Annotated in this window: 23 protein-coding genes and 1 pseudogene; 11 read left to right on the forward strand and 13 right to left on the reverse strand. The window is 67.6% G+C overall.

Going from position 1 to position 21,917, the window contains the following annotated elements; all coding sequences use genetic code 11:
- Positions 1–110 precede the first annotated feature (110 nt).
- A complete protein-coding gene (locus HNP02_RS05100; RefSeq protein ID WP_184435732.1) occupies positions 111–722 on the forward strand; it encodes an FMN-binding negative transcriptional regulator in 612 nt (203 codons plus the stop codon).
- A gap of 9 nt (positions 723–731) precedes the next feature.
- Here HNP02_RS05100 and HNP02_RS05105 read toward each other — a convergent pair whose 3' ends face one another.
- From HNP02_RS05105 to HNP02_RS05125, 5 genes are all read right to left on the reverse strand, one after another.
- The gene (locus HNP02_RS05105; RefSeq protein ID WP_184435734.1) at positions 732–1,655 is read right to left on the reverse strand and encodes a hypothetical protein; all 924 of its coding nucleotides are present in this window, start codon (positions 1,653–1,655) and stop codon (positions 732–734) included.
- A gap of 10 nt (positions 1,656–1,665) precedes the next feature.
- Positions 1,666–3,012, reverse strand: coding sequence for an L-fuculokinase (locus HNP02_RS05110; protein ID WP_184435737.1), 1,347 nt, complete (start codon positions 3,010–3,012; stop codon positions 1,666–1,668).
- Positions 3,009–3,995: a LacI family DNA-binding transcriptional regulator gene (locus HNP02_RS05115; RefSeq protein ID WP_184435739.1), complete on the reverse strand. Its 987-nt coding sequence runs from the start codon at positions 3,993–3,995 to the stop codon at positions 3,009–3,011. The genes HNP02_RS05110 and HNP02_RS05115 overlap by 4 nt, the downstream gene beginning before the upstream one ends.
- Positions 3,996–4,074: 79 nt before the next feature.
- Positions 4,075–4,641, reverse strand: coding sequence for an AAA family ATPase (locus HNP02_RS05120; protein ID WP_184435741.1), 567 nt, complete (start codon positions 4,639–4,641; stop codon positions 4,075–4,077).
- The gene (locus HNP02_RS05125; protein WP_184435743.1) at positions 4,638–5,672 is read right to left on the reverse strand and encodes a LacI family DNA-binding transcriptional regulator; all 1,035 of its coding nucleotides are present in this window, start codon (positions 5,670–5,672) and stop codon (positions 4,638–4,640) included. Before HNP02_RS05125 ends, HNP02_RS05120 begins: the two co-directional genes overlap by 4 nt.
- A 180-nt stretch (positions 5,673–5,852) precedes the next feature.
- Here HNP02_RS05125 and HNP02_RS05130 point away from each other — a divergent pair, with 180 nt between their 5' ends.
- The 5 genes from HNP02_RS05130 (at position 5,853) to HNP02_RS05150 (ending at position 10,902) form a co-directional block, all read left to right on the forward strand.
- Entirely contained in the window at positions 5,853–6,878 is a 1,026-nt protein-coding gene (locus HNP02_RS05130) for a zinc-dependent alcohol dehydrogenase family protein (RefSeq protein ID WP_184435745.1), read from the forward strand.
- Between the two features lie 34 nt (positions 6,879–6,912).
- Positions 6,913–7,929 (forward strand): class I mannose-6-phosphate isomerase, encoded by a 1,017-nt coding sequence (locus tag HNP02_RS05135; protein ID WP_184435747.1) that lies wholly within the window; start codon positions 6,913–6,915, stop codon positions 7,927–7,929.
- The gene (locus HNP02_RS05140; protein ID WP_184435749.1) at positions 7,926–8,690 is read left to right on the forward strand and encodes an ATP-binding cassette domain-containing protein; all 765 of its coding nucleotides are present in this window, start codon (positions 7,926–7,928) and stop codon (positions 8,688–8,690) included. Before HNP02_RS05135 ends, HNP02_RS05140 begins: the two co-directional genes overlap by 4 nt.
- A 74-nt stretch (positions 8,691–8,764) precedes the next feature.
- Positions 8,765–9,841 carry an ABC transporter permease gene (locus HNP02_RS05145; protein ID WP_184435751.1) on the forward strand — a complete coding sequence of 359 codons (1,077 nt, stop codon included), beginning with the start codon at positions 8,765–8,767 and terminating at the stop codon, positions 9,839–9,841.
- An 11-nt stretch (positions 9,842–9,852) separates the two neighbouring features.
- Positions 9,853–10,902, forward strand: coding sequence for an ABC transporter substrate-binding protein (locus HNP02_RS05150; protein ID WP_184435753.1), 1,050 nt, complete (start codon positions 9,853–9,855; stop codon positions 10,900–10,902).
- A 32-nt stretch (positions 10,903–10,934) separates the two neighbouring features.
- Here HNP02_RS05150 and HNP02_RS05155 read toward each other — a convergent pair whose 3' ends face one another.
- Positions 10,935–11,780, reverse strand: a complete 846-nt coding sequence (locus HNP02_RS05155; protein WP_184435755.1) for a class II fructose-bisphosphate aldolase — start codon at positions 11,778–11,780, stop codon at positions 10,935–10,937.
- 108 nt (positions 11,781–11,888) lie between these two features.
- On the opposite strand from HNP02_RS05155, the gene HNP02_RS43645 reads away from it, so the two are divergent.
- The 3 genes from HNP02_RS43645 to HNP02_RS05170 are packed head-to-tail and all read left to right on the forward strand — an operon-like array spanning position 11,889 to position 14,888.
- Positions 11,889–13,148 carry an L-fuculokinase gene (locus tag HNP02_RS43645; RefSeq protein ID WP_184435757.1) on the forward strand — a complete coding sequence of 420 codons (1,260 nt, stop codon included), beginning with the start codon at positions 11,889–11,891 and terminating at the stop codon, positions 13,146–13,148.
- The gene (locus HNP02_RS05165; protein ID WP_184435759.1) at positions 13,145–13,930 is read left to right on the forward strand and encodes a DeoR/GlpR family DNA-binding transcription regulator; all 786 of its coding nucleotides are present in this window, start codon (positions 13,145–13,147) and stop codon (positions 13,928–13,930) included. The genes HNP02_RS43645 and HNP02_RS05165 overlap by 4 nt, the downstream gene beginning before the upstream one ends.
- 7 nt (positions 13,931–13,937) lie before the next feature.
- Positions 13,938–14,888, forward strand: coding sequence for a 1-phosphofructokinase family hexose kinase (locus tag HNP02_RS05170; RefSeq protein ID WP_184435761.1), 951 nt, complete (start codon positions 13,938–13,940; stop codon positions 14,886–14,888).
- Positions 14,889–14,891: 3 nt separating this feature from the next.
- Here the strand turns inward: HNP02_RS05170 and HNP02_RS05175 are convergent, their stop codons facing one another.
- Together HNP02_RS05175 and HNP02_RS05180 are read right to left on the reverse strand one after the other, a co-directional pair.
- Complete coding sequence (locus HNP02_RS05175; RefSeq protein ID WP_309241446.1) at positions 14,892–15,533, reverse strand: HAD family hydrolase; 642 nt, start codon at positions 15,531–15,533, stop codon at positions 14,892–14,894.
- Positions 15,442–16,512 carry an aldo/keto reductase gene (locus tag HNP02_RS05180; RefSeq protein ID WP_184435763.1) on the reverse strand — a complete coding sequence of 357 codons (1,071 nt, stop codon included), beginning with the start codon at positions 16,510–16,512 and terminating at the stop codon, positions 15,442–15,444. Before HNP02_RS05180 ends, HNP02_RS05175 begins: the two co-directional genes overlap by 92 nt.
- Positions 16,513–16,558: 46 nt before the next feature.
- Here HNP02_RS05180 and HNP02_RS05185 point away from each other — a divergent pair, with 46 nt between their 5' ends.
- Positions 16,559–16,978 (forward strand): DUF5709 domain-containing protein, encoded by a 420-nt coding sequence (locus tag HNP02_RS05185; protein WP_184435765.1) that lies wholly within the window; start codon positions 16,559–16,561, stop codon positions 16,976–16,978.
- On the opposite strand, the gene HNP02_RS05190 is transcribed toward HNP02_RS05185, so the two are convergent.
- The 4 genes from HNP02_RS05190 to HNP02_RS05205 form a co-directional block, all read right to left on the reverse strand.
- The gene (locus HNP02_RS05190; RefSeq protein WP_184435767.1) at positions 16,954–17,226 is read right to left on the reverse strand and encodes a hypothetical protein; all 273 of its coding nucleotides are present in this window, start codon (positions 17,224–17,226) and stop codon (positions 16,954–16,956) included. The genes HNP02_RS05185 and HNP02_RS05190 overlap by 25 nt on opposite strands.
- Entirely contained in the window at positions 17,223–17,909 is a 687-nt protein-coding gene (locus HNP02_RS05195) for a GntR family transcriptional regulator (protein ID WP_184435769.1), read from the reverse strand. Before HNP02_RS05195 ends, HNP02_RS05190 begins: the two co-directional genes overlap by 4 nt.
- A gap of 144 nt (positions 17,910–18,053) precedes the next feature.
- Entirely contained in the window at positions 18,054–18,554 is a 501-nt protein-coding gene (locus HNP02_RS05200; RefSeq protein WP_184435771.1) for an isoprenylcysteine carboxyl methyltransferase family protein, read from the reverse strand.
- Positions 18,555–18,564: 10 nt separating this feature from the next.
- A complete protein-coding gene (locus HNP02_RS05205; protein ID WP_184435773.1) occupies positions 18,565–19,671 on the reverse strand; it encodes a type III polyketide synthase in 1,107 nt (368 codons plus the stop codon).
- Between the two features lie 305 nt (positions 19,672–19,976).
- On the opposite strand from HNP02_RS05205, the pseudogene HNP02_RS43650 reads away from it, so the two are divergent.
- Positions 19,977–20,903 (forward strand): annotated as a pseudogene (locus HNP02_RS43650) (aminoglycoside phosphotransferase family protein).
- A gap of 12 nt (positions 20,904–20,915) precedes the next feature.
- Here the strand turns inward: HNP02_RS43650 and HNP02_RS05215 are convergent.
- Entirely contained in the window at positions 20,916–21,851 is a 936-nt protein-coding gene (locus HNP02_RS05215; protein ID WP_184435775.1) for a co-chaperone YbbN, read from the reverse strand.
- Between the last annotated feature and the right edge of the window lie 66 nt (positions 21,852–21,917).

The following is a 21,917-nucleotide window of genomic DNA, read 5'->3' on the forward strand; positions in this document are numbered from 1 at the left end:
TGCCGTACTCGAACTCAACCACAGATCTCGGGGCCCTCGAACCACACGGCTACGGGATACTGGCGGTACACGCTGCCCACAACAAGGACGACCGCGACAAGGATCTCCACATGTACGTCCCGTCCCACTTCGCCGCCGACGAGGCAACCGTCGACGAGCTGCTCACCCGTAACGGCGCAGCCGATCTGATCACCGCCACCCCGGACGGGCTGCGGGCCACGATGCTGCCGTTCGTCTACGACCGCGCGCGGCGCACCCTGCTCGGGCACTTCGCCCGCAACAACGATCACTGGAAGCAGCCGGTTCTCGGTGACGCCCTCGTCATCGTCCGTGGGCCCGACAGTTACATCAGCCCGTCCTGGTATCCATCGAAGTCCGAGCACGGCCGCGTGGTGCCGACCTGGAACTACATGACGGCCCACGTCAGCGGCGCGCTGTCCATCCACGACGACGTGGACTGGCTCGCCAACCTGGTGCGGCGTCTCACCGATCTGCACGAGGCGGGCAAGCCGACGCCGTGGTCGGTCGACGACGCACCGGAGAAGTTCTTCCTCGGGCAGCTGCGAGCGATCGTTGGTGTGGAGATCGCCATCAGCAGCATCGAGGCGAAGTTCAAGCTCAGCCAGAACCGCCCGGACGCCGACATCGACGGGGTGATCGAGGGACTGCAGGGGGTCGGGGACGAGTCGGGCGCGGCGGCCGTGCGAGACCACCGGCGCTGAGCGCTGCGATCAACGTCCCGCGAACTCCGTCCACGGACGGGCACGATCGGCGGCCACCGCGATGAGCCGCTCGAGGCGCGGGCGGGCGACGTCGACCAGGAATCGTTCACGTTCGGAACCCGCGAGTTGCAGCGACTCGCGCCACACCGACCGGCCCGCGATGAATCCCGAGGCGCCGCCCTCGTCGAAGGCGATCTGCAGCACCTTGGTGAAGTCGTCGAACGGGACGCCCGCCGACAGCACCGCCCACGGCCGGTCGAGCACCTCGGCCAGCCGGCGGCACCCCTCGGGGGAGCCGGGGTACTCGAGCTTCAGTAGGTCGCAGTCGATCTCGTTCAGCGCGCGGGCCGCCTCGATGACGGCGTCCTCGCGGCGCTTGCCCGAGAGGTCTTCGTCATCGAGTGGGTACACCAGGTTCTCGATCACCGACGGAATGCCGACCCGTTTGCAGTCCTCGACGACGTCGCGCACGGCCTGCAGGCATTGCTCGACGAGATCTGGCTCGCCGGCCGCGGGGGCGGGACGGTCGGCGCGCAACTGGGCGAAGAACTTGTTCGCGTCACCGCCCTGCGACAGCACCCACTGAGAGTCCAGCGCCGGGTCGCGCCGCGTGATCGGTTCCACGCCGAACTTGCCGCGCTCGGCGGGCTCGGAGGCCACCAGCAGACCGCAGGACTCGGCGAGCGCCCCGGTGCCGGTGACCGCGGGGACACCGTAGGTCGGGTCGAACAGGATGCCGCTCGCCAACGGGGTGAGGATGCGGGCGACGTCGGTCTTCGACGTCACCAAGTCCTGGTCGGTGGCCTCGATGCCGACGGCACTGAACATGCGGCGCAACGTGTTTCGCTGGTCCATCGCGATGATCGAGAACACGCCGTTCGCCGCGATGTCGGCAAGTGTGCGGACCGGTTGGGTGGTGGACTGGGTGGACATTTCGCTCCTTCTAGACGGGGCTTGGGACGATGGCCCGTTGGGCCAACATGGCAGCACCGGCGACGCCGGGCTCGGTTGATTCGGAGAACGTCAGGTGGTCGATCACCGCGGACTTCGCGGCCCGCACACTCGCCATTCGGGTCCACCCCCCGCTGGCAACCGCCCGTGAGTGAGGGCCAACGATGGCTTCCATCAGATCGAGCAGGGACTTGGTCTCGCGCGCGGTGTAGCGGGTTGCCGCCGCCCAGATGGTGGCTGGATCGGCGCCGTCGCGCACCCGCAAAACCACGTCGTCGCCCGTCGGGCCTGCCCCTGACACTTCGAGGCCGGCAGGCAGCGCCCCGACCGCCAACGCGGCGAGGTCGAGTATGTCTCGTTCGGCCGCGGTGGTCCTGCCCAGCAGCGCGAGCACCCGGCGCAGCAACAGACCGCCGCGGACCCCGCCGATGAGCGCGCTGGTGCCCGGTAGTACGTGCATGCCGACCGAGACACCGTTTCCGACCAGGTGTTCGCGCTGCTCGTCGGTGAGAACACCGGGCAACGAGCGCACGACGACGTCGGCGGTTCCCGTGGAGTTGAACAGTTCGTCGGGGCCCGTCGCACCGACACCGATGGCCGCAACGGCATGGTCGTGCCCGCCGACCACGAGCGCGGCATTCTGCAGGCCTGCGGGTAATCCGTTGTGCGCCAGCATGCCAACGCCTTCGCCGTACGGCTGACGGGCGGGCAGCAGTGTCGGCGGCAGTCCGAGGTGTGCCGCACCTTCGGTCCACGGTGCGCCGGTCGCTTGGTCGAGCAGGCCGGTTCGGGAGGCCAGCGACGGCTCGTACACGAGCTCGCCGCCGAGCCGGTGCACGACGTACTCGGGCACGCTGAGCCAGCGGTGCGCGGATGTCAGTTCGATGCCGTCGTCGACGAACCACAACAGTTTCGCGACGCTGGCCTGGCAGTCCAACGGAAGCCCCGTCCTTCGCACGAACGCGGATCCGAAGTGCCCGTCGCGCACGGCCATCGACTCGATCTGGCGAGCACCGCGGCGGTCGAACCACGCAACCACGGGTGTCCGCGGACTACCGGAACCGTCGAGCAGCACACCGCTTTCGGCAAGCCCCGCCACGGCGATCGCCGATACCCGAAGTGGCGCAACGGCGCTGGCATGTTCGTAGGCGCGGTGCAGCAGTTCGACGGTGAGTTCGACGAAGCACTCGGCGTCGAGTTCGGTGCCGCCGTCCGGCGTCGTCGTCCACGGTGTTCGAGCCTCGACCAATGCCAGCTGCTCGCCATCTGGCGTGCGCAACAAGGCCTTCGACATCGTGGTGCCCAAGTCGACACCCGCGACCGCGTCGCGCGTGATCATGGCCGCAGCTCCCCGGAGCCGCGCGGGATCAGTCGCACGGGCACGTGGAGTGTCGACACGGGCAGGTCGGGGTGGGCGATCCGCTCGGCGAGCCGGGTGGCGGCCGCGGCGCCGACGGCTTCAGCCGAATGGTCGACGACGGTAACGCCGGGTTGCAGGAGGTCGGCCATGGCGAAGTCGCCGAAGCAGACCAGCGCGACGTCGGTTCGGCCGAGGGCATGCAACGTCGGCACCACGCCGAGTGAGCAGCGGGTCGCCGCGCTCAGCAGCGCCGTCGGGGGAACGTTGGCACCCAACAGGTTTCGTGTCGCCTCCGCCGCAGAGGACGGGTCGGGGCACTCGGCGTGCACGAGCCGCGGGTCCGGGTCGAGCCCGTGTGCGGCCATGGCGCGCCGGTATCCGGCCAGTCGAGCGCGCGACGTCGGCACCACGGGATGGTCGCTGACGTATGCGATCCGCCGGTGACCGTGCGCGACGAGGTGGTTGACGGCATCCGCCGTTGCGGCCTCGTCGTCGATCCCGACGACGTCGGCGTCGAGTCCTGGCGCAGCGCGATCGACGAGTACCAGCGGTGTGTCGGTGCGCAGCCACGAGTGGTCGCCTGCAGTGGGGGCCAACAGCATGCCCGAGACCCGGCGCGAGAGCATCTGCTCGACGACGTCGCGCTCGCGGGCGGCGTCCCCGTGCGTGGAGGCGACGAGTACCGACTTGCCGCTGTTCGAGGGGGCCCGCTCGACGGCTTCCACCATCGCGGAGAAGAACGGGTCGGCGATCGACTCGACGACCATGGCCACGGCGGTGTCGGTGCCTGCGCGCAATGAGCGCGCCATCGAGTCGGGGGTGTACTTCAGGTCGCGCATCACCTGCTGCACGCGGGCGCGGGTGACGACCGCAACCTTGGGGTCCTCGTTGAGCACGCGCGATGCGGTGCGCAGGCTCACCCCGGCCGCCACCGCGACGTCGCGCAAGATGCTCTTGTCCACCACACCCACTCCCACGTTCCAACGTTGTGCCATCGATGGCATCAATCAGTCTGTCGGATTGTGCCATCGATGGCAAGACCTACCGGGGCAGCGCGTCGAGGACGGCGTGGGCCAGTTCAGCGGGGTGCAGGGTGGCATCGAGAGCGAGATGAGGCACGACGGGCGCCTGGCATGCCGTCGCCGCCGCTCCGGAGAGGTACGCAGCCTCGTCGGCGAGTTTCGCGGCGTCCCGGTCTGACGCGCGTTCGCGAAGCCTCCGCAACATCTCGGCGGGTTCGAGGCGCAGCCACACCAGCATGGGCACACCGCCCGCGGCCACCAGCAGGTCGTGTGTCTCCGCCCAGGCGGCCGGCTCGGCGCGCTCGGCGGTGAACGGGGCGACCAGCACCACCGGCATGCCCGCCGCGAGGTTGTCGACGGCGAGCCCGAGCACCACCCGGTAGCGCGCATCTCGGGTCAGCCCGGCCAGCCGCGGATCGTCGAGGTCATCGACGCCCACCAGCCCTTGCACGACCTCGACGAGTGGACCTGTCGCGACGTCCTGGTCGATCACGGCCGCGTGCAGCTCGCGTGCAACCAGGTGCGCAAGCGTGCTCTTGCCAGATGCCGGCGCGCCAGACAGCAGCACCACCGGCCGCGCGGTCATGCGCCGACGCCGTCGACGACCTCGCCGTGTCCGGCGCGCACCTTCTCGCCAGGCATCGCACACGACGTGCGCGTCACCAGCGAAACCGGCAGGACGGTGCGCCGCCGCAGCCGCCTATTTGGCTGGTCGAGCCGGGTGAAGAGTTGGCCTGCGGCGAAGCGTCCCATCGCGTCACCGTCCTGATGGATCACCGTCACCGCGGGGTTGAGTGCGGCGGCCGTCGGGAAGTCACCGAAACCGACGACACCAATGTCCTTGCGGCGCAACGTCTGCAGTGCCGATACCAGCGACACGGTGCAGCGGGCGTTCGACGAGAACACCGCGGTCGGCGGATCGGGGGCATCGAGCATGCGGCGCAGCGCCGCAGTCACCGTCGGGATGTCCACGGCACCGAGGTGCACGAGATCGCTGCGCTGCGGGAGACCCGCGTCGGCCAGCGCCTGCTGGCAGCCCTGCAGGCGCAGCATTCCGGTCACGGCCTGGTCGCCGGCGAACGCGATGCGCTGGTGTCCGTGCGAGATCAGGTGCCTGGTCGCCTCGCGTCCGCCACCGACGTCGTCCTGCACGACGGCGTCGGCAGCCAATCGACCGGGCACGCGGTCGACGAACACCAACGGCGTGCGCGCCTGCCACGTTCGCAGGAAGGACATGTCGGGGCCGACGGGGCAGATGATCATGCCTGCCACCCGCCGGTGCAGAACCGCCTCGATGGACCGTTGTTCGTGCGACGGCTCCCAGCCGACACTCGTCACGATGACCGCGACCCCACGCTGGCTGGCCTCGCGCTCGACGGCGTCAATAATGCTGGCGAAGAACGGATCTGCGACGCCGGGCACTGCAACACCGATCGCGGCGTCGCGGCCGGTACGGAACGTCACGGCGAGCATGTTGGGCACGTACTGCAGTTCGTCGATGGCTCGCTCGACGCGTTCGCGGACGTCCGCGGAGACGTAGCGGTCGTTGTTGACGACGCGCGAAACCGTCTTGGCGCTCACGCCCGCCCGCAGTGCGACTTCGCGCATCGTGGCCATCGACGATTCCTCCTCGCCTCGGTCGGCGGCCAGTATGTCACCGATGTCAGATTTTGTGTCGAATTTTCTGACACCGGTGACATACGGGCGGAGGTGGCGTACTGTCCCGGTCCAGAGTGACCCAGGTAACACAGCGCACTCGAGGAACCCAGGACTCGACGAAGAGGACGAACCGGGCACATGAAGGCCGTGCACTACGACGCCCCCAAGACGTGGTCGGTGACCGACGTCCCCACGCCCGAGGCCGCGCCGGGACAGGTGCGCATCAAGGTCGGCCAGGTCGGCGTCTGCGGAACGGACCTGCACATCCACGAGGGTGACTTCGGCGCGGTGTTCCCACTGATACCCGGCCACGAGCTGGTCGGCGTTGTCGATCAGCTCGGCGACGGCGTGGACAGATTCCAGCTCGGCGAGCAGGTCACGGTGAATCCGAACGTGTACTGCGGCCAGTGCGCCTACTGCCTGGCGGGCCGGCTCGGACAGTGCGCGGGCATGTTGGGGTACGGCAGCAATTTCCAGGGGTTCTTCGCCGAATACACCGTCGCCGATCACAAGTTGGTGTTCTCGACGGAGGGGTTGCCCGCTGACACCGCGGTGTTCAGTGAGCCGACGTCGTGCGCGATGCACGGCCTGGAGACGCTGCAGATGCGTCCAGGCGGCAGCGCATTGGTGCTCGGCGCAGGACCGACCGGGCTACTGCTGGCCCAACTCATCGCGTCAGGTGGCGCGTCCTCGGTAACCGTCGCAGGCCCGAGCCAGTTCAAACTCGACACCGCATCCCGATTGGGCGTGGACCAGGTGGTACAGATCTCGCGGGACGAGCCGGACGCCAACATCGCTGCGCTGCTTGCGGTCTCGCCACACGGTGACGGCTACGACGCGGTCGTGGAAGCGACCGGCTCGCCGACCGTCGGCGACATCTGCGTGCCCCTGACCCGCCGCGGCGGCACCGTACTGATCTACGGAGTCACCAGGGAAAGCGACCTCGTTCGGTTCCACCCGTTCGACGTGTTCCGGCGCGAGATCACGATCAAGGGATCCTTCGCCGAGATGACGTCATTCGGTGCGGCCATCGACGCGCTCCGCGGCGGCAGGGTTCGCACCGACGGCATCATCACCCACCGATTCGGGCTCGACGACTACGGAAAAGCGCTAGACGCCTTGCGCGCCGACCCGACCGCGCACAAGGTCGTCATCGTCGCCTGAACCAGATCCATCGGACCAATACGGAGAGGTGATCGTGCAACCACAAGTCCTGCCGCCCAACGTCGTACCGCACTGGTACGCGGGCGGGCCCGCGCTGGCCGCCTGGCGCGGCCTGCCGCCGGTCGGTGACCGCTCACCCGAGGAGTGGGTGGGCGCCACCGTCGCCCGCTACGGCGAGCCAAGCCTCGGACCCGCACGACTCGAAGACGGCACACTGCTACGGGATGCGGTCCTCGCCGATCCGTGCGACTGGCTCGGCCGCGACGACGGCGAGCCGGGTGACACGGGTGTGCTGGTGAAGCTGCTCGACGCCGGGCAGCGTCTCCCAGTGCACGTACATCCCACCCGCTCATTCGCATCGACGCACCTTGGCTGCGCCTACGGCAAGACCGAGGCGTGGTTCGTCCTCGAGGCAGACGACGATGCCGCCGTGTGGGTCGGCTGGCGCGAGGACGTCGACTCCGACCGCATGTCGGCGCTCGTCGACGCACAGGACGCCGAGGCGATGCTGGCGCTCATGCACCGGATCCCCGTGCGACCGGGCGACGGCGTGCTGGTGCCTGGCGGCACACCGCACGCGATCGGTGCTGGCATTCTGCTGGTCGAGGCCCAGGAGCCCACCGATCAGTCAATCTTGTTGGAACGCACCAACACCACGGCGTCCGACGACGAGATCTTCCTCGGCCTGCCAAGGGACCTAGCGCTGTCGGTCGCGGACACCTCCGCACTCCAAGACGTCGCCGCGCTGACCCGGCACACGGCCGCTCACGTTGCAGGCCTCGTCGAGGTGCTGCCCGAGGAGGCCGCGCCGTTCTTCCGCATGGAGCTGCTGACGTCGGGCGTCGACGTACCCGCCGGGTTCGCCATCGCGGTGGTGCTGTCAGGAACCGGTGCGCTGACGGGTTCGCGCAGCCGGGCACTCCACGTGAGGAGGGGTCAGACGCTCGTCGTCCCCGCCGGCTCCGGTGATTGGCACGTCGACGGCGACGCCCGACTGCTCGTCTGCCGGCCGGGCACCACCTGGCCACCGAAGGGAAGGACAACCGCATGACCGCATTGCTTGAGGCGCGGGGCATTTCGCGCAGCTTCGGCCACGTCCGCGCACTCGACAGCGCCGACTTCGACGTCAGCGCAGGTGAGGTCGTCGGGCTGATCGGCGACAATGGCGCCGGCAAGTCGACACTCATCAAGGCACTGTCGGGCAGCCTCGAACTGGACGAGGGCGAAATCTGCTTCGAGGGCGAACCCGTGCGGCTGACCAGCCCCCGGCAGGCCAACGACCTCGGCATCGAGGTCGTGTACCAGGATCTGGCGCTTGCGCCGCATCTCGATCCGGTCCAAAACGTCTTCCTCGGCAGGGAGATTGCGCGCAAGGGGATCCTCGGCAAGCTCGGCTTCATGGACGACAAGGAGATGCGCCGCCAGGCGGCCGCGTCCTTCAACCAACTGGGCGCGACGGTGCGATCGCTGACCTCGCCCGTCGGGTCGATGTCGGGCGGGCAGCGGCAAGGCATCGCGATCGCGCGGGCCATCGCCTGGGCAGACAAGGTCGTCATCCTCGACGAGCCGACGGCCGCCCTCGGCGTTGTGCAGACCAAGAACGTGCTCGAGTCGATAAAGCGCGTGCGGGACAAGGGCATTGCGGTCGTCCTCATCAGCCACTCGATGCCGCACGTGCTCGAGGTGTGCGACCGCATCCAGGTGCTGCGCCTCGGTAGGCGCGTCGCCACCTATCGAGGAACCGACACGTCCGTGGAGCAACTAGTGGGCGCCATGACCGGCGCACTCGACACGAGGGAGGGCGCCGCGTGAGTACCCCGAAGACGAGCGCGAGTGAGGATCGCAGCGAGGAACGAGCGAGGACCGGAGCGAGCGGGAGTCGAGGTATGAGCAACGCAGCCAACGAACCGGCCGTCGTCAGCGGCGGCGGCGGCGACGAGGTCAACCAGACGCAGTCGCTGCTCAAGAGAGCGCTCGGGCTGCAGGCGGTATGGATCCTCGGAGTCCTCGTCGTCATCTGCCTGTTCTTCACCGTCATCGCGGGCGATCGCTTCCTGTCCGCAGGCAACTTCTCGCTGATCTCGCAGAACGTCGCGGTGTGGGCGGTGCTCGGCGTCGGGATGACGTTCGTCATCATCACCTCGGGCATCGATCTGTCGGTGGGTTCGGTGCTGGTGTTCTCGTCCGTGGTCGCAGCCAAGGCGATGGCGGCGATGGGCGGCAGTGGACTGGGCGTGGCCGCCGTCGGGTTGGTCGCCGCAGTCATCAGCGGCATGGCGTGGGGCACGTTCAACGGCTTCCTGGTGGCCAGGGCCAAGGTTCCCGCGTTGATCGTCACCCTCGGCACTCTCTCGATCGCGTTGGGTCTGGCGCAGGTGGTCACCGGCGGCATCGACATCCGTTCGGTGCCAGCCGAACTGACCGACTTCAGCGCATACACGAAGATCTTGGGCATTCCTGGCCTGCCCTTCGTAGCGCTCATCGTCCTCATCATCGGCGGAATCCTGCTGCACAAGACCAAGTTCGGCCTCTACACGTATGCCATCGGTTCCAACGAGGAGGCCGCAAGGCGCACCGGCATCAAGGTGACGCGACACCTGGTGTTCGTGTACGCGCTGGCCGGAACCCTGGCAGGCGTCGGCGCGCTGCTCTCGCTCGCGCAGTACGGGACCACGACGATCGCCGGGCAGTCGTTGACGAACCTCAACGTCATCGCCGCGGTAGTGATCGGTGGCACGTCCATCTTCGGCGGCTACGGGACGATCTTCGGCACCGTCGTCGGCCTGTTCATCCCGGCCGTGTTGCAGTCCGGGTTCGTCATCATCGGCGTCCAGCCGTTCTGGCAGGGCGTCGCGGTCGGCTCGGTGCTCATCGCCGCCGTCTACGTCGACCAAACCAGGCGCGCCGCGGCCATGCGCAGTGCGCGGACAAGAAACCTCTTCAAACGAAGAGGCTCCCAATGAAAGGAACGCCAGTGAACCGTAAGCGCGGAATGCTCGTCGCGGGAGCATTGGGAGCGGTAGTGCTCACACTCCCGGCGTGTACGTCGTCGAAGCCGACGTCGAGCGGCGCCGGTGAGTCGTCGAGCGGGGCCCCTGCCACTTCGGAAGCAGCGGCCACCACCGTTGCGGCTCCGGCGAAGGCGAGCAAGAACTACAACATTCAGTTCCTGCAGGGCGTGGCCGGCGATCAGTTCTACATCACGATGCAGTGCGGCGCGCAGGACGAAGCGGCCAAGCTCGGCGTCACGGTCAACACCCAGGGCCCGCAGAAGTTCGACCCGACGTTGCAGAAGCCCATCGTCGACTCGATCGTCGCCAGCAGGCCCGACGCATTGCTGGTCGCACCGACCGACGTGCAGGCCATGCAGCAGCCCCTCGAGCAGGCGGCCGCGGCCGGGATCAAGGTGGTGCTCGTCGACACCACCACCAATAACCCGTCCTTCGCGGTGTCCGCGATCGCCAGCGACAACGTGGGTGGCGGCGCGGCGGCGTTCGATGCCATCAAGAAGCTGCATCCCGAGGGCGGCAAGGTCATGGTGATGGGAGTCGATCCCGGCATCTCGACGACCGATGCCCGCACCAAGGGCTTCGAGGACGCCGTCAAGGCCGACTCCAAGTTCACCTATGTCGGCGTGCAGTACAGCCACGACGACCCGGCCACCGCGGCCCAGCTCATCGGCGCCCAGCTGCAGAAGGACCCCGACCTCGTCGGTGTCTTTGCTGCCAACCTGTTCGCCGCCGAGGGCGCGGCCACCGGGGTCAAGCAGGCAGGCAAGAGCGGCCAGGTGAAGATCGTCGGCTTCGACGCAGGGCCGAATCAGATCCAGGCGCTAAAGGAGGGCACCGTCCAGGCGCTCGTCGCCCAAGAGCCCAGTCTCATCGGCAAATTCGGCATCGACGAAGCCGTGACTGCGCTCGACGGAGGCAAGAACACCAAGGACGTGCAGACCGGATTCACCATCATCACGAAGGACAACCTGGACGGCGAGGGCGGCGCAGCGGCGTACAAGTCGAACTGCTAGCCCTCACCCGCCGACCCTCTCCCGCCGAGCGGCTAGGTGGCGATGACGTCGAGCAGCCTGGCGACGGTGTCGGCAACCGCGACGCGGGCGGCCTCCAGCGGCGCCCGCGGGTCGACCTTGGATGTGGCGGCGAGCGCGTCGCGCAGCGCACCGGTATAGGCGACGTTGAGCGCGGTGCCGACATTGACCTTCACGATGCCCGCCCGGACGGCGGCCCGCATCGCGTCGTCGGGCACGCCGGAGGAACCGTGCAGCACCAGCGGCACCGGCACCGCGTCGCGCAGCGCGGCAACGAGATCGAGGTCGAGCTCGGCCGTCTGCGTCGTCATGGCGTGCGAGCTGCCGACGGCGACGGCGAGCGCGTCGACGCCGGTCGCGGCGACGAATGCGGCGGCCTGTTGCGGATCGGTGCGGACACCCGGCGCATGCGCGCTGGTCACCTGGGTGTCCTTGCCGCCGACGTAGCCGAGTTCGGCCTCGACCGAGAGGCCTTGCTGGTGAAGCAGTTTGGTGATGTCGGCGGTGATGGTGACGTTCTGGTCGTGGGGTAGTGACCCGCAGTCGACCATTACGGAGGAGTAGCCGGCGCGGGCGGCCCCATGCCACAGGTCCGCGCTCTCGGCGTGGTCGAGATGCAGGCCTACCGGGGTGTCGGCTTCGGACGCAAGGGCGTTCAGCGCGGCCGCCAGCGGACGGATCTGACCGCCGTGGAACTTCACGGTGTTCTCGCTCACCTGCAGGATCACCGGGCGGCCGGACCGCCGACTGCCTTCGATGATGCCCTCCGCGTGCTCGATCGTGATGACGTTGAACGCCGCTACGCCGCCACCGCGCAGGCGCGCCTCGTGGATCAGTTCGGCGGTCGTGACCAGCGACATGACGCTCCTGCTCGCTCGATGCGGGGTTGACGCGTTTCCAACAATACGCAACCATATCCACGAAACCCCAATGCAAGCAATAACGTCGAAAAATGGGCAGGAGGGCCAGTGGCCGCCTTCGCTGGGCTCGACGTCGGAACGACGTCGAGCAAGGCCGTGGTGTACGCCGAGGACGGCGAAGAGCTCGGCACCGGACGCGCCACCACCACGTGGAACGTCACCCCGCGGGGCACCGAGATCGACGCGGATGCCTTGCTGCGCAGTGCCTTCGACGCATTGAGCGCGGCCGCCGAAGCGGCCGGGGTGCCCGTGCGCGCGGTCGGCATCACCAGCATGGGGGAGTCCGGCGTGCTCACCGACACCAACGAGCGGCCGCTGACGCCGGTGATCGCCTGGCATGACGACCGCGACGGCGCCGAGGTCGCCGACCTCGCAAGCGCGTTGGGCGCCGAGGCATTCGGCGGCGTCGCGGGCAAGCCGCTGCGCGGCCAGTTCGCGCTCACCAAGCACCGCTGGCTGCTGGATCACGAGCCGGCCAGCCGCGCCGCCACGTTGCGCTTCGACGTGGGTGGCTGGGTGGTGCGCGGTCTCGGTGGTGAGATCGCGATCGAACTGTCCCTTGCCGGTCGCACCGGCTGGCTCGACGTGGCGACATGCGATTGGTGGGACGACGCGCTGGCCTGGTCCGGCGCTCGCCGCGAACTCATGCCGCCGCTGGTTCAGGCGGGCACGCCGGTCGGCACGGTGACGTCCGAGACGGTCAGTCCGCTGCTGCGCGGGGCGGTGCTCGTGCTCGCCGGCCACGACCACCAAGCCTCGGCACTCGGCGCCCGCGCGGTCGGGTCCGGCGACGAATTGGATTCTTCTGGCACCGCGGAGGCGTTGGTGCGCACCGTGCCCCATGTGCCCAACCGTGCCGACGTCGCGCGGCTGGCCGCAGTGGGCATCACGACCGACCCAAGCATCCGGCCGGGCTACTGGAGCCTGCTCGGCGGCACCGAGGGTGGATTGGCGCAGAAGCGTGCGCTCGAGAAACTCGGCGTTGGCCCCGACGGGCTGACCGTACTCGACGCCGACGCCGAGTACGCGTCGGACGGGCCAGGCGCGGTCTGGAGGTCGGTGGTCGCCGCCGCCGCCGACCAAGCGCTCGCGCTGCACCGCGCGATGGACGACGTGGTCGGTCCGGCCACGCGCGTCATCGTCACCGGCGGATGGCGGCACAGCGCCGAAGTGATGCGGGCGAAGGCGGCCCGGTTCGACCATCTGGAGGTCTCGGCCGTCGAAGAGGCGGGCGCACTCGGCGCGGCGGTACTCGCAGCGCGCGCCACCGGTGCGATCGGCCCCGACGATTACTTGGCCGCTCGATGACGACGGGTGACCGGGATCGGACGTGGTTCGTCGACGAGCGGCAGGCCGAGGTGCTTCGACTGCTGCGCACCGAGCAGCGCGTCGAAAGCGCCCGACTGGCAGACCTTTTCGGCGTCAGCGCGGAGAGCGTCCGCAAGGACCTGGCTCAGCTCGAAGCCCGTCAACTTCTGCGGCGCGTGCACGGCGGCGCCGTTCCCTGTCAGCGCAGGCAGGACGAACCAAACGTCGCCTCGCGGACCGACCAAGCCGAGCAGAAGCTCGCCATCGCCCGGCACGCACTGCGCTTCGTGCCCGACGGCGGCACGGTCCTGCTCGACGCAGGCAGCACGACGTCCAGGCTGGCCGAGTTGTTGCCGACCACCCACGAGCTCGTCGTCTACACCAACGCCGTGCCGGTACTGGCCACACTGCTGCAGCGCGGCATCGCCGCCGTCAGCCTCGGCGGCCGGGTACGACCGGAGACGATGGCTGCCGTCGGACCCCTCACCGTCAGCGCACTCGCCGGAATCAACGTCGACGTGGCGTTCCTCGGCACCAATGCACTGTCGTTCAGCCGCGGCCTCACCACGCCGGACGTCGAGGAGGCGCGGGTCAAGCAGGAGATGCTCGCCGCCGCTCGGCAACGCGTGTTCCTCGTCGACACGAGCAAGTTCGACCGCGAGAGTCACGCCAGGCACGCCACCCTGCAGGACGTCGACGTCCTCGTCACCGACGACGCCATCACCGTCGAGCAACGCGAGCGGCTACTGGCGGCGGACGTCACCGTCGAGGTGGCGGAATGAACCCCCGATGATCACCACAGTGACGCCGAACCCAAGCCTGGACCGGACACTTCATCTGCCCCAGATCGCGCTTGGCCACGTCAACAGGGCCAATGACACGATGGTGGAGCCGAGCGGCAAGGGCGTCAACGTCGCCATCGCGCTGCACGGCGCCGGAGTCGACGTACGCGCCGTCATTCCGATCGGGGGCGGCGCCGGGCGCGAGATCGCCTCGCTGCTGGACGATCTCGGCCTCGCGCACGTCGACGTGCCGATCGCAGGCGCGGTGCGCAGCAACATCTCACTCGTCGAGACCGACGGGCGCAGCACCAAGGTGAACGAGCCGGGCCCATTGTTGTCGGATTCCGAGGTCGATGCGGTGTGCGCAACGGCCTTGGCGGGCAGCGACGTTGGCGAGTGGGTGCTGTGGGCGGGCAGTCTCCCAGGAGGTTTCATGCCGCAGCGGCTCGCCGACGCCGTTGCCGACACCAGGGCCGCGGGCCGGCTCGTCGCCGTCGATTCGTCAGGACCCGCTCTGATGCGGGTGATTTCGCAGCACGGCGATCGACTGCCGCACATGGTGAAGCCCAACGCCGAGGAACTCTCCGAGCTCGCCGGCCGCGGGTTGACCACGCTCGGCGACGTGGCCGACGCGGCACAGGTGCTGCTCGCGCGCGGGGTGCGCACCGTGCTGATCAGCCTTGGCCACAACGGCGCCCTGCTCGTCGATGCCGACCTGCCCCGGCCACTGCATGGCCACGCCGCCGCGCGCCGTGTCGTGAACACCGTCGGAGCGGGCGACGCGTTCCTCGCCGGTTGGCTGGCCGCCCTGGATGCCGGTGCGCCGCCCGCCGATGCGTTGGCCAACGCCCTGCGCTTCGGCGCCACCGCCGTCGAGCAGGAGGGGACGTTGCTCGGCGTGCCCGACCCCGACCGTCCGGTCACCATCGCCGCGGCAGAGGCGCTGACGCCGCTCTGATGGCTACCCGTCGAGGATCGTGCTGGCGTCGATCCGTAGTTCGTGTCCGTCGAAGCGAACACCGCTGAGGTCGAACACCGCACAGCATCGGGGGAGTGCCTGAACGCGCTCGGCGGCAAGGACGTACGGATCGGGGAACGGCTTGCCGTTCTGCACGTCGTCACCCGTGATGAGTACGGATGCCGGCGGTAGTCCGGCCAACGCCATACGGGCCTTGGCGATGCCGCGATTGCCGGAGGTGACGACTGCCCAGCTTCCCTCGGGGCTGGAGTCGAGGAGTTCACGTGCGCCGGGGATGGCCTCCACGTCGACTGCGTGATCCATCTCGATCCGCTTCAGTTCGACGGCCGCGGCGGCGACATCGGCTGGGTTGCCGATCAATTCGGCGACCACGTCCCTGATCCGTCGTCCGTGCTCGATGTCGCGGTGGAAGTCGAAGCCAGGGGCCCAGCGCTTGGCCCACAGATTCCAGGCGACGGCAGCGGCGCCGTGTGAGTCGACGAGGACGCCGTCGCAGTCAAGCAGGAGCCGGTCGACGGCGAGCCTGGTGACGTCACAGATCAGAGCTCTCCCGCCACAGGTCGATGCCGGATTCCGAAGCGTATCGGTCGATTTCGGCGAGTTCTTCGGCGGCGAAGTCCAGATTGTCGAGCGCGCCGAGGTTCTCCTCGAGCTGCGCGACGCTGGACGCACCGACCAGAGTGGATGCGACCGTCGCGTCGCGGAGCACCCAGGCCAGCGCGAGTTGCGCCAGCGACTGACCGCGCCGCTCGGCGATTCCGGCGAGTCCCCGCAGGCGCTCGTTGACCTCGCCGGTGACCAGGTCGTCGTCGAAGGTCGGGCGCTCCGTGGCGCGGGCGATGTCAGCCGCAGGCTTGTCGAGATAGCGGTTCGTCAGCAGACCCTGGGCGAGCGCGGTGAAGGCGATGGCCCCCATGCCGGCGTTGTTCAGTTCGGTGACGAGATCACCCTCGACCCACCGGTTGAGCAACGAGTACGACGGCTGGTGGATGACCAGCGGGGTGCCGAGTTTCCGCGCGATCGCCGCCGCTTCGGCGGTCTTGGCGGCCGAGTAGGACGAGATGCCGACGTAGCGGGTCTTACCGGCCCGCACCGCGGTGTCGAGAGCACCGATCGTCTCCTCGAGTGGCGTGTTCACGTCGATGCGGTGCGAATAGAAGATGTCGACGTAGTCGAGTCCCAGCCGGTCGAGTGACTCATCCAGGCTGGACAACAGATACGTCCGGCCGCCGAGTTGACCGTAGGGGCCTGGCCACATGTCCCACCCGGCCTTGGTGGAGATGAGCAACTCGTTGCGGTACGGCTTGAAGTCGCGTCGCATCATGCGGCCGAAGTTCTCCTCGGCTGAGCCGTACGGCGGTCCGTAGTTGTTCGCGAGGTCGAAATGTGTAATGCCGCGGTCGAAGGCGTAGCGGAGCACTTCGCGTTGAGTGTCGAACGGCCGGTTGTCGCCGAAGTTGTACCAAAGGCCCAGCGAGATCGCGGGCAGCAGCAGCCCGGAGGTTCCCACGCGGCGGTAGGGCATCCCGTCGTAGCGGTGCCGTGCGGCTACCCAGGGGTCGTGGGTGAAGGGAACATCGGTGACGGCGAAGTCTTCAGTCATGAGTGCATCGTAGGTGTGACATCGTTGGGCCCATGCGAGGTGAACTATGAGCAGCCCAGAGAACCCAGAAGAATCGGCAGGTCTGTACAGCACCGATGACGACGATCAGCTTTCCCAGGAGGACACCCTCATCGACCGTGGCGTCGACGACATCCTGGACGAGGGCTACTCGCCGCCGGAGAAGTGGAAGGAACCCCGCGACGACGAGACCCTGGACGAGCTTCTCTCCGAGGAGGAACCCGACCCGGCGATGCAGCTCGACGATGAAGATTCCGGCGCCGACGTCTCCGAGGCCTTCTCCGGGGAGGACGAGGTCGGCGACGACCGCGCGGGCCGGCTGGTCGCGCCCGACGAGGGCGTGAACGTGGACGACGAATCGGACCTGCTGGCGACCGACGTCGGCATCGACGGGAGCGCCGCGTCCGCCGAAGAGGCGGCCGTTCACGTCATCGACGACGAGGAGTAAGGCTCACCGTTCGGTGGCTCGGCCAGGAACTGCCGCAAGGTGTGCAGCGCGGAGTGCAGCTGGGACTTCACCACCGGTTCGGCGATGTGCAGATCGGCGGCGATGCGGTAAGTCGTCCAGCCCAGGTGCTGGGCCTGTCGAATCATCTCTCGGTGCAACGGCTGCAGCCGATTCAAGGCTTCGCTGACCAGTGCGCGATCGACGGGGTTGTCGTTCGCGCGCCGGCCATCGCCGCCGTTCACGGTCACGACGTCAGCGAGGCTTTCAACGCGAAGTGATCGGTGCCGGCGCTGTCCTGGCCGTCCATCAGATACCTGAGGATGAAGTCGTGCGCCGACGCCAGGTGCTCGCGAGTGAGCGTGGCGGCCAACGCGGAATCGCCGTTCTCGACCGCGGCAAGGATGGCCAGATGCTCTGAGACCAGATGCTCGGTCTGACCGATTACCTCGATGTGGACGTACATGTAGCGGTCGGTGAGCCGGCGCAACCGTTCGACGAGTTCGATCATCCGCGGACGGCCCGCACGTTCGTACACCGCGGCGTGAAAGGCACCGTTGGCGGCCAGCCAGGTGCGGGTATCGGCGTGTTCCTCCATGATCTGGAGCTGCTTGCGCATCGTGATGTGTTCTGCACGGCCGACATTCGGAACGGCGATCTGGGTCGCAAGCGGTTCGATGGCCTCACGCATTTCGTAGAGTTCCTGCAACTCTGCGATGGACATCCCGGTCACCACGGCCGTCGCGTTCGACACCGGATGTACGAGTCCTTCTCCGACGAGGATCTGAAGGGCATCGCGTACGGGAATGCGGCTGACGCCGAACCGCTCGGCGGTGCTCTGCTGAGACAGTCGCGAGCCCGGCGTGATGTCGCCCTGCATGATCTCTGACCGTAGCTCGGATGCGACCCGCGCCGCGGCACTCGCGTATGCCATTCAGCCTCCCTGGATACCACCTACAGATTCTGTATACGTGTCATTCCTGTGGAGATGCTGCGAATCGTCAGTGGGGTGGTCGGTGGCTGAGATGGGGATGCGGTGTATGGGCGTGCCCATACACCGCATCCGCGCCGTCCCGCCTTACGCGTAGCCCAAAGCCCTGTTTTCCGTTCTGATCCGCACGTTCAGTACGAGCGCGTTGGCAATGGTGAACGTGATCGCGGTCAGCCACGCCGAATGCACCAGCGGCAGCGCCACTACTTCGGCGACGACCGCCGTGTAGTTGGGGTGATGCAGCCATCGGTACGGTCCGCGTCGCACCAGCGGCGCGTCAGGGATGACGATTACGCGTGGATTCCAGTGTTTGCCCAACACCGTCGCGCACCACCAGCGCATGACGGTGCTGGCCACCACGACTGCCAACATCGGCCAGCCGAGCCACGGAATGAACGGCCGGTGCATCGTCGCGACCTCGACGACGCATCCGATGAGAAGGAGGACGTGCATCGCCACCATCACCGGATAGTGACCGCGACCGAACTCCTTGCCTCCGTGTGCAATTGACCATGCAGCGTTTCGTCGGGAGACGACGAGCTCCAGCAGCCTTTCGAGGCCGACGACAAGGATCAGAAGGTAGTACACGGCGGCGCCCCTACCAGCTCAGAAGGAGCAGTTCGAAGCCGAAGCCCGGCCCCATCGCCAGCATCACTCCCAGTGAACCTTCTGGCGGTGGCTCGGCGATGGTCCGTCGAAGGACGTCCAGCACCGATACCGACGACATGTTGCCGTGATCGCGCATGGAGTTCCAGCTCTGGTCAAGGGCGCCCGGCGGCAGGTCGATCGCATTGGTGATGGATTCGATGACCTTGGGGCCACCGGGATGGCACACCCACGTCGAGATGTCCGCGGTCGACAGACCGTGGTCGGCGAGGAACCGGTCGACCTCCTCGCCGAGGTAGGAATCCGCCATCTTCGGCACGTCTTTGGACATTACGAGCTGGAATCCATTGGAGGTGACATTCCACCCCATGACGTCGACGGTTTCAGGGATGAGCCGACTGCGAGTGTCGAGCACCTTCGGGCCCGACTTCGTCGTTGGGCTGTTCGGCACCCGGTCAGCCCCGGTGACGACCACCGAAGCCGCACCGTCGCCGAACAGGCACACGCCGATCAGCGCGGGGATCGACGTGTCGTCGTGCTGAAGTGTGAGAGAACACAATTCAACCGACAGCAACACCGCCACGTGACCAGGGAAGCCACGCAGGTAATCGTGCACGCGGGCCATCCCTGCCGCACCCGCAACACAGCCAAGCCCGAACAACGGCACCCGCTTTACGTCGGGCCGCAGGCCGATGCTCGACGCGATGCGCGCATCGATGGTCGGCACCGCAATTCCGGTGCTCGACACCATCACGATGACGTCGACCTCGTCGGGCGCGATGTTCGCCGAGTCGAGCGCCGACAACACTGCCTGCCGACCCAGCTCGGAGGCGACCTCGATGTAGGCGGCGTTGGCTTCGGTGAAACCGCTCATCTTGGGGTAGCGCGAGACGGGCAGTGCCAGGTTGCGGTGATCTACCCCGCTCGTTCGGGCGAAGCGCATGAACTCCGGCCCACCGACCTTGGTGAGCTCGCGCGTGACTTCGTCCTGGTTGTATCGGTACGGCGTAAACGCCACCCCGGTGCCGGCGATGCTTGGTGCGCCGGTTCGGTTCAATGCCTGCGAGTCAATCGTTGTGGAAATCGTTGTATCTGTCATACCTAGGCAGACGAACCGTGGTCGTCGGCAGTTCACGTGTTTTGGGACATACGGTGGGACGATATGTGAGTCCAAACACTTTGCGCCTCATGGCCGAAACATGCTGAGGATACTGCACATTCGCCGAATTACGCGCTGGTATCGACACGAATTCCAACGCGTGCACACAGTACCCTTCATTGAAGCAATGCGGCTGCTGAAGTCCTCGGAATCGACTGGAACAACGCTGGTACGAGTCGATGGGTAGAACGATCGGAATTCGGTTGCAGGGACCGATCGGGTTGAGTCAAGCTGCAGCAGTGGACATGCATGCCGGCCAGTTGACCGTCTCGGCGGCCACCTCGGGCGAGCGAAGCGACGGGGGAATGACCGTGCGCGCGCTCGTCGACGAGCAGTTTCCGCAGTGGCGGGCACTGCCGATTAGCGCTGTCAGCAGTCACGGGACGGTCAACGCCATCTTCAGGATCGGGGAGCGGTTTGCGGCTCGATTTCCCCTCGAGGCCGAGGAAGGGGCGGACGTCGTGCGGAACCAGCTGCTCGCCGAGGCGGAAGCCGCCCGTCAGCTGGCAGGCCGGACACGATTCCCCACACCAGAACCGGTCGTGCTTGGCGAGCCCGGAGAGGGGTACCCGCTGCCATGGGCGGTGCAGACATGACTCCCTGGCACCGTGGCCACGGAGCAGGACCCCTGCGAATCGACCACGTTCGCAAGCGATTTGGCCGAGTTCATCTCCGCCGTTCGGACCATCGACACCCACGGTCGGACTTTCACCGGGCGTGGCCGAGGTGGCGATCTGCAGACGCACGACGATTGGATACGGACGTGCCTCGACCGCAGCCGCGCCCTGCTGGACGTGGCTGTCCTGCAACGGATGTGGGAGTCGCTGCGGGAACTGCCACGCGGCGGCAGCCCAGACGTGATGAGCCACGGCGACCTGTTGCCCGGCAATCTGCTGGTGTCGGGTAGCCACCTCGCCGGAGTGCTCGACGTCGGCGGGTTGGCGCCTGCCGATCCAGCATTGGATCTGGTATGTGCGTGGCACGTGCTCGAGGCCGGTCCGCGCAGGCTGCTGCGCGCTCGCCTCGGTTGTGACGATCTGGAGTGGGAACGGGGGAGGGCGTGGGCCTTTCAGCAGGCGATGGGCCTGGTTTGGTACTACGTCGACAGCAACCCGGTCATGAGTCGGATCGGTCGGCGCACACTTGCCCGCCTCGCGGCCGACACGCTTTAGGTGAGGCGCGGCCTAAGCGAGATGGGGCTCGAGCTCGGACACCAAGTGCTTCTTCCCGCCGAACCCGATCACGCGGTGGATCTCCTGGCCGTCCTTGAACAAGACCATGGCTGGGATGCCCTTGAAGTTGAATCGTTCCCAGATGCCGTCGAACTGGTCGACGTCGATCTTGCGCACGACGATGCGCCCGGCCCACTCCTTGGACAGTGCCGCCAGCACCGGGGTCACCTGGCGGCACGGCCCGCACCACTCGGCCCAGAAATCAACGAGCAACGGGACGCCGGTCGAGCTCTCAGCGGCGATGTCGTCGGGAGCAATCGCGGTCAGCGTCTCGCGCGCAACCTCGTAGGCCCGTTTGTCCCTTGCCTCCTGCGCCAGGACGTCGGCTGACACCGGCTCTCCCGTCGACCTCACCCAGCTGGTGAGTTCGTCGAAGCGCGGGCCTGGCGCGTCGTGCGTGCCGCAGACCTCGTTGACGGCTCCGTTCAGCACCTGCAGGGCCTGGCCAACCTGCTGGCCGCTGCCTTCCAGCCCGAAGGCACTCAAGGTGACCGTGTCTCCGTGGCGCTGCAGCTCGGCGTCCTGCCAGAGCCGGACGGAGTACTGCTCGTCGTCGGTGACGTGCCAGCGGCTGGTGACCGCGCGCACGCGCGCCAACTCTTGGGCGGCGACCTCCTCGTCGGACAGCCGCCTGCCGTGCTCGAGAACGTAGGCCGCGAAGGGTCCATACGCCGGCGAGTCGGGGCCACCGCTGATCTGCTTCTGCAGACCGCCAAGCAGCTCCTGGTAGACCCCGGCCTCGTTGTCACTCTCCGCATCCAGGTCGAAGGCGGGCCAGCGGCCGATGATCACGCCGCCCTGCTGCTGGACCTCTACGCCCTCGAGCAGCTTGATGACATAGGTGCCCTCGCCGGGCACGTTGATGGTGAATTCGTGGCTGCGCTCCATGGCCCCCCTCGGTACGCCTAGGCACCACTACCTGGCCTGATCGTACTCAGCCCAGCCGGTGTAACC

The sequence above is a fragment of the Mycobacterium sp. AZCC_0083 genome, from assembly GCF_014202335.1.
GTDB lineage: Bacteria > Actinomycetota > Actinomycetes > Mycobacteriales > Mycobacteriaceae > Mycobacterium.